At 33.5% G+C, this 13,084-nt stretch carries 16 protein-coding genes; 3 read left to right on the top strand and 13 right to left on the bottom strand.

All coding sequences use genetic code 11. The annotated features are described in order from the left end of the window. Positions 1-34: 34 nt before the first annotated feature. The 8 genes from DMB65_RS18015 to DMB65_RS17980 all read right to left on the bottom strand — a co-directional run bounded on the left by DMB65_RS18015 (position 35) and on the right by DMB65_RS17980 (position 5,352). Positions 35-967: a transglutaminase-like domain-containing protein gene (locus DMB65_RS18015; protein ID WP_110308011.1), complete on the bottom strand. Its 933-nt coding sequence runs from the start codon at positions 965-967 to the stop codon at positions 35-37. Positions 968-988: 21 nt separating this feature from the next. Beyond that, on the bottom strand, positions 989-1,840 hold the full coding sequence (locus DMB65_RS18010) for a substrate-binding domain-containing protein (protein WP_110308010.1): 852 nt from the start codon (positions 1,838-1,840) through the stop codon (positions 989-991). A gap of 46 nt (positions 1,841-1,886) precedes the next feature. Then, positions 1,887-2,360, bottom strand: coding sequence for a DUF4265 domain-containing protein (locus DMB65_RS18005; RefSeq protein ID WP_110308009.1), 474 nt, complete (start codon positions 2,358-2,360; stop codon positions 1,887-1,889). 3 nt (positions 2,361-2,363) lie between these two features. Then, positions 2,364-2,750 carry a VOC family protein gene (locus DMB65_RS18000; protein ID WP_110308008.1) on the bottom strand — a complete coding sequence of 129 codons (387 nt, stop codon included), beginning with the start codon at positions 2,748-2,750 and terminating at the stop codon, positions 2,364-2,366. Next, positions 2,747-3,010 (bottom strand): hypothetical protein, encoded by a 264-nt coding sequence (locus DMB65_RS17995; RefSeq protein WP_110308007.1) that lies wholly within the window; start codon positions 3,008-3,010, stop codon positions 2,747-2,749. The genes DMB65_RS18000 and DMB65_RS17995 overlap by 4 nt, the downstream gene beginning before the upstream one ends. After that, entirely contained in the window at positions 3,010-3,879 is an 870-nt protein-coding gene (locus tag DMB65_RS17990; RefSeq protein ID WP_110308066.1) for a nucleoside phosphorylase, read from the bottom strand. Before DMB65_RS17990 ends, DMB65_RS17995 begins: the two co-directional genes overlap by 1 nt. Positions 3,880-3,973: 94 nt before the next feature. Continuing rightward, positions 3,974-4,306 (bottom strand): translation initiation factor, encoded by a 333-nt coding sequence (locus DMB65_RS17985; RefSeq protein ID WP_110308006.1) that lies wholly within the window; start codon positions 4,304-4,306, stop codon positions 3,974-3,976. 95 nt (positions 4,307-4,401) lie between these two features. After that, complete coding sequence (locus DMB65_RS17980) at positions 4,402-5,352, bottom strand: isopenicillin N synthase family dioxygenase (RefSeq protein WP_110308005.1); 951 nt, start codon at positions 5,350-5,352, stop codon at positions 4,402-4,404. 601 nt (positions 5,353-5,953) lie between these two features. Here DMB65_RS17980 and DMB65_RS17975 point away from each other — a divergent pair. Then, positions 5,954-7,930, top strand: coding sequence for an alpha-ketoacid dehydrogenase subunit alpha/beta (locus tag DMB65_RS17975; protein WP_110308004.1), 1,977 nt, complete (start codon positions 5,954-5,956; stop codon positions 7,928-7,930). A 76-nt stretch (positions 7,931-8,006) separates the two neighbouring features. Here DMB65_RS17975 and DMB65_RS17970 read toward each other — a convergent pair whose 3' ends face one another. The 3 genes from DMB65_RS17970 to DMB65_RS17960 all read right to left on the bottom strand — a co-directional run bounded on the left by DMB65_RS17970 (position 8,007) and on the right by DMB65_RS17960 (position 10,426). After that, entirely contained in the window at positions 8,007-8,981 is a 975-nt protein-coding gene (locus DMB65_RS17970; RefSeq protein ID WP_110308003.1) for a quinone oxidoreductase family protein, read from the bottom strand. Between the two features lie 166 nt (positions 8,982-9,147). Next, entirely contained in the window at positions 9,148-9,723 is a 576-nt protein-coding gene (locus tag DMB65_RS17965) for a Crp/Fnr family transcriptional regulator (RefSeq protein WP_110308002.1), read from the bottom strand. A gap of 295 nt (positions 9,724-10,018) precedes the next feature. Further along, positions 10,019-10,426 (bottom strand): glyoxalase, encoded by a 408-nt coding sequence (locus DMB65_RS17960; RefSeq protein WP_110308001.1) that lies wholly within the window; start codon positions 10,424-10,426, stop codon positions 10,019-10,021. Between the two features lie 70 nt (positions 10,427-10,496). Here DMB65_RS17960 and DMB65_RS17955 point away from each other — a divergent pair, with 70 nt between their 5' ends. Both DMB65_RS17955 and DMB65_RS17950 read left to right on the top strand, forming a co-directional pair. Further along, entirely contained in the window at positions 10,497-10,880 is a 384-nt protein-coding gene (locus DMB65_RS17955) for an acyl-CoA thioesterase (RefSeq protein WP_110308000.1), read from the top strand. Positions 10,881-10,968: 88 nt separating this feature from the next. Then, the gene (locus tag DMB65_RS17950) at positions 10,969-11,397 is read left to right on the top strand and encodes a hypothetical protein (RefSeq protein ID WP_110307999.1); all 429 of its coding nucleotides are present in this window, start codon (positions 10,969-10,971) and stop codon (positions 11,395-11,397) included. Between the two features lie 78 nt (positions 11,398-11,475). Here the strand turns inward: DMB65_RS17950 and DMB65_RS17945 are convergent, their stop codons facing one another. Then, on the bottom strand, positions 11,476-12,732 hold the full coding sequence (locus DMB65_RS17945) for a mechanosensitive ion channel family protein (protein ID WP_110307998.1): 1,257 nt from the start codon (positions 12,730-12,732) through the stop codon (positions 11,476-11,478). Then, positions 12,725-13,012, bottom strand: a complete 288-nt coding sequence (locus DMB65_RS17940; RefSeq protein ID WP_110307997.1) for a DUF3817 domain-containing protein — start codon at positions 13,010-13,012, stop codon at positions 12,725-12,727. The genes DMB65_RS17945 and DMB65_RS17940 overlap by 8 nt, the downstream gene beginning before the upstream one ends. Between the last annotated feature and the right edge of the window lie 72 nt (positions 13,013-13,084).

Here is a 13,084-nt window from a genome sequence, read left to right as displayed (position 1 = left end):
TTCAAAACCCTGAAAGGCTTATATTAAATGAATCCTAATTAAGCGTTAAAGCCCCTAAAATTTCTTCAAATAAAAAGGGACCGCCCGGATATTTTGCCGTATAATCAAGGTTCATCCAGACCTGACCTCGTTCATCGATGTGATAGTGTATTTTTTTTCCTTTACTTTCTTTTACAAACAGTACATTTTTAATTAGGTAATTGACTTTTTCAAGGTCAATTAACGATCCAATCAATATTTCAGGATAAATATGTCCTTTGGTATGAATTAACCTTGGCGTTCCACCAATGGCCCGGATCGCAGCAGCCATCAAAATTGAATGATCGTCACAGTCTCCTGAAAAATATTCTAATGATTCACTTGCTGTAGCAATATAATCGCCTTCTTTTGGGTCGTTAACGTAATTCCATCGATTATTGATTTCTTTAAAAACGGCAAAACACTGAATGATGGTTCTGTAATCTGAATATCCTTTTATGCCCCTGAAATGCTTTGTAGTAGCCATAATAGCAAAATTACGAACCTTTGGGTTCTGATATTCTATGGCATTTATAATTTTTGATTTATTAGGAAACGGAAGTAGTTTTGCTACAATAATATCCTGAGGAAAAGGATTGTCTGACATGGTGTAAATCATGGAATTATAGTCTTCTGATATTTCGGAAAAACCATAATTTCCAATGACACTTCCATAAAATAATACAAGCAGATAGAGAACAATACAAATGATAATGATGGTGCGTAACAACATCAGCAGAAAGAAAAGGACGGTAAAAACGATTATAAAAATAAATACCCTGTCTAAATTAAAAGGCCATTTTAAGTCGATCAGGTTTTGATGCAGTATGATAAAAACCGGAATCGTAATCAAAAGACTGAGTATCATAATGATAATCCTGTCCCAGGGCGATTTTACCTGTAACCTGGATTTTAATTGCGGAAAGTCAATTTTTGGAAATTTTATCATAGCATTAAAAAGCAGTGTTTTCTACATCGCTTTTACGGTTTCAGCAAAAGTACTTTTTTTATCAATAATACCCAGATCAAATAACTGATTTTGAATCTTAATAAATGTTTTTTCGGTTAGATTTTTTTGTGACCATTGTGTTAGTTTTAACCATTCCTGAATATCTTCCAGTTTTTGACTGAAAATATCGGCTAATGTCTGATCAATGTCAGGAATTTGTGTGAAATCGTGTGTGGTACTGTTAATGATTTTAAGGATTTTCTCCACGATTTTTAGATTTTTTTTCAAAAACTCGTCCCGAACCGTAATCACAAACGAAGGCCATGGAGTTGGACAATCGCCTACACGTCTGAAAATTCCCTGATCGACAAGAGGTTTGGTCATAAAACGTTCCCACATAAAGTAATCAGCGGTACCATTTGTTAAAGCTTCAACAGCACCATCTATGGTATTAATAATTTCAAAATCTAAATTATCTGTTTCCCAGCCTTGCTCGTCCGCATTTACGTAAGCCATTAATTGCGATCCGGATCCGGGTCTTGAAATCGCAACTTTTTTATTTTTAAGATCTTTTATGGTTTTAAAATCTGATTTTGCCGCTACGTGTATTCCCCAGATTAAAGGCGATTGCACGTAAATCTGCACAATTTTACTTGGATTTCCGGCAACAATATCTTTTATAATGCCTTCGGTTAAAATTACAGCAATGTCAGCTTCACCATCACGCAGCATTTGGCACATTTTACCAGTACCTTCTGGAATATTTTTCCATTGCAAATCAATATTTTCAGCTTCAAATTCGCCATTTTCAATGCAGAGTTGCCATGGTAAATTGAAGTGCTCGGGAACACCTACAATTTTTACAGTTTTCATTTGGGTTTAAGTTTAAGTTAAGTTGGTTGTCGTATTTGATGTTTGTTTAGTTTTTTAATAAATCGGTTCTGTGTTTTTCTGAAAGACACGGTTCTGCAAATTCTATAATTTCCTGTAACTCGTATTGGCTTAAAAGATCTTTTACAATCGAATAATCTATATCCTTCTGAACTTCTACAGCAAATAAAGTTTCATTTAGCCCTTCTGAGGCACAATTAATTGATTTTAGTTCTTCTCGTATTATTTCCTTATCAAATCCTTTTTCTAAAATTACAACCTGAAGAATGGAGTTTCCAAAGCTTTCTATCGTTTTTCTGTAAACCAGTTTTTCTTCATCTTTGTCATATTCAGCGTAGAAAATATCGTCTGTGGCAATTAAAGGTCCGAAAAACGGAATATTATCCAGTTTAAAATATCCTTTTTCTAAATCGATAATTTCTGCCCACATAGTTTCTACAACCGTATCTTCTAATAAATCACTATAATATCTAAATAGGACTTTTGTGTGTGTTTCTGCCATTCTCTAATTTAATTTTGTAGCTTTTAAAGATGAAATCACAATACGATAACCATCTGGATCCAGGAACATTTGTCCATTTTCATTCCAATATGGATTTATTGCAGTTATCTTCGTAATACCATTCCCTAATAGGCTTTCAAGTAACATATTATATTTTCTAATTGTATCCGGATAAAGTACAATTATATCATCTTTATCAAATTTATGATCAGCTTTTGTTTCTGATTGTGTAAATTCAAAATGCCAGTCTAAACCAGGTTTCCCAATAAAAATACCATCATAATTATTGTGATTTTCAAATCCACCCAAACGCTCAAAACCCAATATATTGATGTAGAAGTTTGCAATTGCTTCCATATCATTCGTGTGTCGTGCGACTCTTAACGTCATCCTTCTGTTTTTTCAATTAAAATTATAAAACAAATAAAAAGCATAAATCCGGCAAATAAATTTTTCTGAGCTGTTGTGAATCCATTTTTGTCAATTTTTTCACTATCATTATCCCAATAGTACTCTAAACTTGTAGGATATCTTTTTTCGATAGAAACATTTAAAACTTGAAAAAAGCACCATCTAAATAAACCACCCATGCCTAATGTAAATTTTCTTACAGGCTGAAAAATGATATGATCAATTATAAAACCAAACATTATTTATCAGCCAATTTATTCAACGTATATGCTATCAACTCATCAACGGCTTTGTATGGATCTTCGCTGAAAGTTCCCGAGGCACGATTGGCAATAATCGCATTCAACGACAAAGCATTATGACCTAATAATGCCGAAAGTCCGTAAATTGCGGCTGTTTCCATTTCTAAATTGGTAATTCGGTTGTCATTGAAATTGAAATTATCCATTTTGCTGTTTAAATCTTCATCCTGAATCTTTAAACGCAATACCCTTCCCTGAGGGCCATAAAAACCTCCGGCTGTAGCGGTAATCCCTTTAAAAATCTGATCCGATTCGATACTTTTTTCTAATGTTTCTGAACACGGTATTACATATGGTCTTCCTTTTCGGATATCCCAATTGGTATGCATGATAAAAGCGTCTTCAATAGCATTCTGTGAAACTTCATCAATCAGATAAGAGCGAAGCATATTATCTAATCCTAATCCGAATTTCGACATAACAAAACTATCTATTGGAATATCAGGCTGCAAAGAACCCGAAGTTCCGATTCTGATAATATTTAATGAAGTCAGTTCTTTTTTCGGTAAACGGGTTTGCAGGTCAATATTGACCAAAGCGTCCAATTCGTTTAAAACAATATCAATATTATCGGGACCAATTCCGGTTGACATTACCGTAATTCTTTTGCCTTTGTAAATTCCGGTTTGGGTTTTAAATTCCCTTTTTTGTGTTGTAAATTCAATAGAATCAAAAAACTGAGTGATTTTCTCCACCCTGTTTTGATCTCCCACGAAAATTATGTCTTGAGCTATATGTTCGGGACGAAGGTTTAAGTGATAAACACTTCCGTCTGGATTGAGTATTAATTCTGACGCCTGGATCATTTTTTTAGTTGCTAAGTTAAGAAGAGAGACTAAGTTTCCGGTTTTACGTTTCAAGTTGTAAAACCGGAAATTTTAAACTTTTTTTTAAAATTATTTATCCACCTACACGTTTTGTTTTAAAGCCTTTTTCTTTTAAAATTGCCATAATTTTGTCACGGTAATCGCCCTGAATAATGATGGAATCATCTTTGAAAGTACCACCTACGCTCAGTTTGGTTTTGATTTCTTTTGCCAATATTTTAAAATCTTCATCACTTCCTTGATAACCTTCGATAATTGTTGTTGCTTTTCCTTTTCGTTTTTCGAATTTGCAAATCATAGGCTCTTTCTGAATGTAAAGCACATGATCTTCCTGTTGAACGTCTTCTGGTTCATTTGATTCAATATGATCAGGAAATAAATTTTTAAGTTGGTCTTTAAAGTCCATTTTATCAAAATAATTTATAGTTTCTAAAAATTAAATTCCAAATTCCAAAACTATTAAATTGGAATTTGGAATTTAAAAAATTGAGATTTAAGAGTTTATTTTTTTATTAAACCTAAATCTACTAAACGTTCGTATAGATAATCTCCGGCCGTAATATCCTCAAATTTTTTAGGGTTTTCGGCATCAATACAGTTTTCTAAACAATCAAGGCGCATATCGCTTACCGGATGCATAAAAAACGGAATCGAATATCTCGAAGTTCCCCATAATTCTCTTGGCGGATTTACAACCTGATGAATGGTAGATTTTAATTTGTTGTTGGTATGTCTTGAAAGCATGTCTCCAACATTAATTACTAATTCATCATCCTGAGCAATGGCATCAATCCATTCTCCACCATGATTTTGAACCTGTAAACCTTTGCCCTGAGCCCCCATCAATAATGTGATTAAGTTGATGTCTCCGTGAGCCGCTGCACGAATAGCATTTTCTGGTTCAGAAGTAATTGGCGGATAATGAATTGGTCTTAAAATGGAATTTCCTTCTTTCGCATATTCATCAAAATAAAACTCATCCAGACCAAGATGCAAAGCTAATGCTCTCAATACATAAATACCGGTTTTTTCCAGCATTTGGTAGGCTTCTTTACCGACTTCATTAAAACGAGGTAATTCTTTTACTTCAACATTGTCCGGGTATTCTGATGCCCATTTCGAGTTTTTGTCAACATACTGGCCAAAATGCCAGAATTCTTTCAGATCTCCCTCTTTGCGCCCTTTGGCATGTTCTTTCCCAAAAGATACATAACCTCTTTGTCCGCCAATTCCGGGAATTTCATAATTGTGTTTGGTTTCTAATGGCAAGGCGAAAAATTTTCGTATTTCGCCATAAAGTTCGCCTACCAGCTGATCATCCAAAAAATGACCTTTTAGGGCTACGAAGCCAATGTTTTCAAATGCACTGCCGATTTCATTTACAAATTTTTGTTTACGTTTCGGGTCGTCCGAAAGGAAATCACGTAAGTCTACACTAGGAATGTTTTGCATACTTTACATTTATATTTAAGAAAAAGGTTTAAAACCTTGTATAACAAAGGTAGATAATATTTTAGTTTTGAATTTTAAAAGTTATTATAAAATTGAGCTTTTTATGCGATAATTTAATATTGAAACGAAAAATTAAAAATTGATTAAACTATAATTTCAGGATCATTTTGCTTTAAAAACATGTTAATAATTCTGAAAACACCTGTTTTTCAATAAAAAAATCTATTTTTTTAAAGAGCATTCTAAAATGCGACTAATCGGATTTGGGAAAACAGGAAATGGAGTGGCTTCGGTTTTATTGCAAAACAAAAATGCCATTCTTAGCAGTGAGGAATCAAAAGAAACTCTATCTTAGACAATCGTCGTACTGCTGGATATCAGGGGATTAATTCTTGTGATTCTTGAAAAATCTATACCAGTAGCAGTATTTTTTAGCTTAAATTTAAATGATTAAAAAAAAATCATGCTAGAAACCACTTAGTCATAGTTTACATTTCTATTTTAATTACTGTTTTTGAGTTGGTTTAAAATCTATTTTATTTAACTTTTGGTTTTGGATTGTTATATTTTAATATATTTGGAATACTAAAAATAAAACCAAATGATCTTCTACAGACAAGACCTTAGTGATACTCAATTATTAGATTTGTATAAAAAAATACTGAAACCCCGTTTGATCGAAGAAAAGATGCTTATCCTGATTCGGCAGGGAAAAGTGTCTAAATGGTTCTCCGGAATAGGGCAGGAAGCAATTGCAGTTGGTGTTACTGCTGTTTTGGATGAATCAGAATATGTCTTGCCAATGCATAGAAATCTGGGTGTTTTTACTTCCAGAAACATTCCGTTGCATCGTCTGTTTTCGCAATGGCAGGGAAAAGCAAATGGTTTTACAAAGGGAAGGGATCGTAGTTTTCATTTTGGAACCCAGGAATATAAAATTATAGGAATGATTTCGCATTTGGGACCTCAGTTAGGTATTGCAGACGGGATAGCCTTAGCCGATAAACTTCAAAATAATAAAAAAATTACCGCTGTTTTTACCGGAGAAGGAGCAACAAGTGAGGGGGATTTTCATGAAGCCCTCAATATAGCCGCAGTATGGAAATTACCTGTAATGTTTATCATTGAAAATAATGGTTACGGACTTTCGACACCAACAAATGAACAATATAGCTGTGAAAATCTAGCAGATAAAGGTATAGGTTATGGTATGGAAAGTCATATCATTGACGGAAATAATATTCTCGAAGTTTATAACAAGCTCTCGAAGCTGAAAGAACAGATGCAGGAAAATCCGCATCCTGTTTTGTTGGAATTTAAAACCTTTAGAATGCGCGGACATGAAGAGGCAAGTGGTACAAAATATGTTCCGCAGGAATTAAGAGATGAGTGGGCCGAGAAAGATCCGGTTGCCAACTATCGAAAATTCCTGAAAGAAACAGGAGTTTTAACAGAAGAATTTGACGAACAGCTTCATAACGAAATCAAGCAGGAGATTGATGAAAATTTAGCCATAGCCAATGCAGAGCCTGAAATTATTCCAACATACGAGGGAGAATTAGAGGATGTTTATAAGCCTTATAAGCATGAAGAAATTAATCATTCATCAGAATCTAAAAATATTCGTTTTATAGACGCTATTAGAAAAAGTTTAGAGCAATCAATGAAGCAGCATGATAATCTTATTATTATGGGGCAGGATATAGCAGAATATGGTGGAGCGTTTAAGATAACAGATGGTTTTGTTGAGTTTTTCGGAAAATCCAGAGTTCGGAACACTCCAATTTGTGAAAGTGCTGTTGTTTCAACCGGAATGGGATTATCGATTAACGGTTATAAGGCGATTGTAGAAATGCAATTTGCCGATTTTGTTTCAACGGGCTTTAATCCTATTGTAAATTTATTGGCAAAATCACATTATCGCTGGGGTGAAAAAGCTGATGTTGTAGTGCGTATGCCTTGCGGGGGAGGAACACAGGCGGGACCTTTTCATTCACAGACAAATGAAGCCTGGTTTACCAAAACTCCGGGTTTGAAGGTAGTTTACCCTGCTTTTCCGTATGATGCCAAAGGTTTATTAAACACTTCAATAAACGACCCGAATCCTGTTTTGTTTTTTGAACATAAGCAGTTATACAGAAGCGTTTATCAGGATGTTCCAAATGATTATTATACAATTCCCTTAGGAAAAGCAACCTTAATAAAAGAAGGAAAAAAAATAACCATTATTGCTTTTGGAGCATCGGTGCATTGGGCATTGGAAACTTTAGAGAAAAATCCGGATATCGAGGCTGACTTAATTGATTTAAGAACTTTACAGCCTTTGGATACTGAAACTATTTTTGCATCGGTTAAAAAGACTGGAAAAGTGATTGTTTATCAGGAGGACACTTTGTTCGGCGGAATTGCCAGTGATATTTCGGCTTTAATTATGGAACAATGTTTTGAATACCTTGATGGGCCGGTAAAAAGAGTGGCCAGTTTAGATTCTCCAATTCCGTTTACAAAAGCATTGGAAGACCAGTTTTTGCCTAAAAATCGCTTTGAAGAAGCTTTGAAGGAGTTATTAGCGTATTAAAATTGTTTATAAATCATAAAGGATTGACAAAATGGAGATGCAAAATCCCGATTTTGTCAATCCTTTTTTTATCCTTTTAGATATTTACTACTAATCGCTTACCATCTGAAACTTCTTTGTTCCACATTTTTTCAATATCGATTAAACTGATTTCTTCAATATTTACTGTCAATTTTTTTTGTGCTGCTAAGAGAAACATTTCCGGAAGTATTTCTGAAAGCAATAATTTTACCTCTTCTTTTGTCCAGCTTCCTAAACCAGAACCGGATAACTGAAGATCAACGCTTCTTAAGATTCCTGATGACAATTGAATATTTTCACCAGATATGGAACCAATTGAAACAAATCTAACTTTATTTGTAAATGAGCCATTTCCTTTTAAAGCTGTAAAAATCAATTCAGCAGAATGTCCCCATAAATAATCAAGAATAATAGCTATTGGTGTATTTTGATGAATTTCTTTAAGTTGTTTGACTATAGATTCATCATCTTGTTGGAGCGAAATGATTTCGTTAGCACCCAATTCTAAAAGGCTTTGAAGAGTCTTTTCGTTTCTTCCTGTAACAATTATATTTTTGGCACCGTAATATTGTGCAATCTGGATAGCCATTTGTCCTGTAAAACCGGTAGCTCCGTTTATTAAAACTGTTTCTCCGGGTTGTATTCCCGCTCTAAATCGTAATGCCATTGCAGAGCCAGCAATTGCATTTGGCATTGCAGCTGCAACTGCATTACTAATTCCTTCAGGTAGTTTTACCATTCTGTTTTTTTCTACTACTGCTTTTTCGGCAATTGTTCCCGTGATTCCTCTCGCATAAACCCTTGTACCATCTTCTAATAAACCAATACCGTCGCTTCCGATTAAAGTTCCGCTTTGATGATTTTTATTTTCAGAAGAATAATGTTTACCGCTGGCTTTTGCTTTATCCAGATTGGTAATGGCAACCGCTTTGACAGAAAGTAAAATTTCGTTTTCATTTTGAGGAATTGGGGTCGCAAATTCTGCATATTTTGGCATTTCGCCTTTTTTATAAATAACTGCTGCTTTCATATGTTCATATTTATTGATTTTTATCGGTCATAAGTAATTCGCATATTTTCATTGGTGCTTACGACCAATTTAGGGTTATGCTCATTTCATAATGATTATTTTATGATGCAAAGCTAAACAGCAGTTGATAGGCAGACGATAACATTTGTTATTAAATGAAATAGTATTATTTTCTCTGAAGTAATTTGCTTTTTATTCGGCTTAAATGAACTGTACTTATGCCAAGATAAGAAGCAATATAATGCTGAGGGACACGCTGGACAATTTGAGGATTTTCTTCAATCAAATTGAGATATCGCTGAACAGGAGAATCTTTTATAAAAGAAACAAAATGTCTTATATAATCAAATGTGCGCTGAAAAATCTTGTCTATAAACTGATCTCTTAATTCCGGAATTTCCTTAATTTCTTCCAGAATTATATCGATATCACTTTTATGAATCCACCATAAAACAGCAGGCTCAATGGTTTCAATAAATACGGGACTTGGGAGCTTTTTGACAAAACTTTCGATAGAAGCAACATTTTGATTTTCGAAAAAGAACTGAGTTGTTAAATCTTTTCCGTTATTATTAAACCAAACCCGAATGCAGCCTTTCTCGATTATAAAAAGCCTTTTTGAAATTTCTCCTTCTTCCAGAAGAATCGTTTTTGCAGGAACTTCAAGACGTTTAAAATAGCTTGTATATTCGTTCCATTTTGAATCGTCTAGGGGGAATTTATTTCGGAATTGCTCAAACATTGGTTTTGTATTGTTTTACTTAAATGCTTAATCAACTGAAACTCCAGTTTCAATTGATAATACATGAATAATTATTTGATCTAGAAATTCTGTTTTATCATCTTTTACATCAAGTATCATTTTAGATGTAAAACTCCAAATTTTCTTTTTTAGTTCAGCTATTTTAGTTTTTCTAAAATAATAATTATAATTGATAGAAATGTAATGTTTTGTCCTCAGCGTTAAATACTTATCATAATCAAAAATTACAGACCTACCTATTTTTCTGTAGTATTTCTATTTCCATTTAAAAAATCTACTTTGAATTCGATTCCAATTCAAACAACTGCACCTGACTTTTTAATCGGTCAATCAATAAATTCATCATTCTTTTGTTTAAGCTTGAAGAATTTTGAATGTAAGTATTGTATTCTTCGATTGTAAAAAGTGCTATTACGATTCCTTTTAAAGAATTTCGGAACTTAATATCTTTTTGAATGGAGTTTTCAATGACCTGAAGTTTCTTTTCGACGGTGTAAGAATAAAAATCAGCTTTGTTTTTATTTACATAATTACTAAAAACTGCAACAAACAAATCATTCTGAAGTTTTAAAATGGGTCTAATGGTTTGATTTTGAAATAACTCATCAGCCGATGACTGAGCGCTGATAGTTCCTAAAGTTTCGCCTCTGAATTCTTTTAAAAAAGTGTTTCTGTCGCTCATGTTTTTTCTTTTAAATTTAAGGAAAAAATCCAATAGTAAAATGCTATTTTTGTTTTTATAAAATAAAAATATGAGATTCCATACCAGAAAATGGGTTAAACCCGAAGATTTAAATCCGAACGGAACTTTATTTGGCGGACAGCTGTTGGCCTGGATTGACGAAGAGCTTGCTTTATATTCGATTGTACAATTAGAAAATTCGAGAGTTGTAACGAAACACATGTCCGAAATCAATTTTAAAAGTTCTGCCAGACAAGGTGATATTGTAGAAATTGGAATTGATGTGGTGAAATTTGGTACAACTTCTTTAGTTCTTAAATGTGCTGTAAGAAATATGATGACCCGCGAAATCATCATCACAATTGACCATACAACAATGGTTAATTTGGGAGAAGACGGAAAACCAAAACCTCACGGAAAAACCCAGATTGAATTTGTAAAAGACCGTTTGTAAAATAAATTTCCACCATATAAGTTATATAAGTAGATATAAGCTCTATGAAAAATCACATGAACTTATATGGTAAAAAAACGATTAGAAAATGCTGAAAAATTTTATAACGGTCTCTGTATTACTTACTTTTTTAATATCCTGCAATTCTAAGGAAGAAAAGAAGGCCTACAATCATATTGTTTATCAGGCTGTAAGTAATAAAGATACAGCAATTATAGCAATCAATATGAGTGACAAACGTTTTTACGGTCGTTACGAAATATCGTATTATCGGGTAGGGAAAGACTCCGGAGATGTTAGGGGAGATATAAAAGGGGACACTTTGCGTGGAGATTTTCATTACATCTCTAATGGAGGAAGCTGGAAACGAATACCAATTGCTTTGTTAAAAAAAGAAAATAAACTGTTTTTAGGAAGCGGTGTAATGAGTACCTATATGAATCTTCCGTGTTTTATGCCCGGAATACCTATAGAGTACAATAATTCCAAGTTTGTTTTTGAACAGGTGAAAGAATAGTTTCAGGTTTCAGGTTTTTTGTGATGATGTCTATCGCCCAGTTAAAAACGTGAAACCTGAAACTTTTTAAACAAAGAGTTATTCCAAACGACCAATTTTAGAAGGCAATTCGAATATTTCCAAGTCAAAATAAATTACTGAGGCCATAACGTGGTCAAAAATATCGGCCATTATATATTCGTAATTAGCCCATCGTTTATCGCTCGAAAAGGCATAAATTTCCAAAGGAACCCCATGTTCTGTTGACTGCAGCTGACGGCAAACCATATGCATGTCTTTATTTAATCCCGGGTAGTTGATTAAATATTGAATAATATATTTTCTAAACAGCCCTAAATTAGTCATGTTTCGTCCATTAAGAGCCAGCGTTTTATCAACACCGTGCAAGTCATTATATTTTTCGATTTCAGCTTGTCTGGTTTCAATGTAAGAGCGAATCAATTGTACTTTTTTCATCTGATTCAACTCTTCATTATTCAAAAAGCGAATAGTGCTGCTTTTAATCAAAACGTGCCTTTTAATTCGTCTTCCAGTAGATTTTTGCATGCCTCGCCAGTTCTGAAAAGAGTCTGAACTCAAAGCATAAGTTGGAATGGTAGTAATGGTATTGTCAAAATTTCGGACTTTTACGGTTGTCAGGTTAATTTCGATAACATCTCCATCGGCACCAAATCTATCCATCGTAATCCAGTCACCAATACGAACCATATCATTGATCGCAACTTGGACACTAGAAACAAAACCTAAAATAGTATCTCTGAAAATCAGGATAATAATAGCCGAAAGTGTTCCTAAAATAGTTAAAAGTTCACCTTTTTTGATTCCGAATAAGGTCGAAACAATCAGGGCAATTCCAAAAATCCAAAGCACAATCATTATGACCTGAACAAAACTATCGATTGGTTTGTCGCTGTATTCCGGTTTTTGTTTTAAATAATCCCGTAGCGAATTAAAAATAGTTCTGATGATCCATAAAGTGATCAAAACAATATAAACGCCTACAATTTTTCCAAAAACAGATTCCCAATACTCATATTTATCCAAAATGATAGGAACTGCTTTGTAAATAAAGAAAAACGGAATTAAATAGGCAGTGTATTTGGTTGTTTTATTGTGAATTAAATAATCATCAAACTTGGTTTTGGTACGCTGTGCAAAGACGGCGGTCAAAGTGACCAAAACAAACTTAGCGACATAATAAATAGCATAAGCCAGAGCCAGCATAATGGCAATATTAAAGATCAGGCTGATGTAAGACGCAAAGTTTCGGCTCATTCCCCAATCCCTAAAAACAGGATATAAAAAATTGAATATTTTATCCAAAAGCTTATGCATTATTTTCTAAATATTTTTTCTCAACATAAAAAGTTCCAAAAGGAATAAAAGATCCAATTAGGATGATCCCGAAAGTTTTTAGATCCCAATTTTGAGATTTTCTTAATAAAATTGCCAGTATAGTATAAACAATAAACAAAGCGGCGTGAGCTAACCCGAAAGGACGTACAATTGTGTGGTAAAGTTCCGGATTGTTTGTTTTAATGATGAACATATTAGCGAGTAATACTAAAAATGTAATTCCTTCTAAAATTGCTGTAAGTTTAAAAATCTTGAGCATGTATTTGTTTTTTGAATTTATACTTACAAAATTAAGTATTATACCCGATTATTAAAGTATGTGTGATAAAAG

Source organism: Flavobacterium cheongpyeongense (assembly GCF_003202435.1).
Lineage (GTDB): Bacteria > Bacteroidota > Bacteroidia > Flavobacteriales > Flavobacteriaceae > Flavobacterium > Flavobacterium cheongpyeongense.
This window is presented reverse-complemented; position numbering and strand designations above follow the sequence as displayed.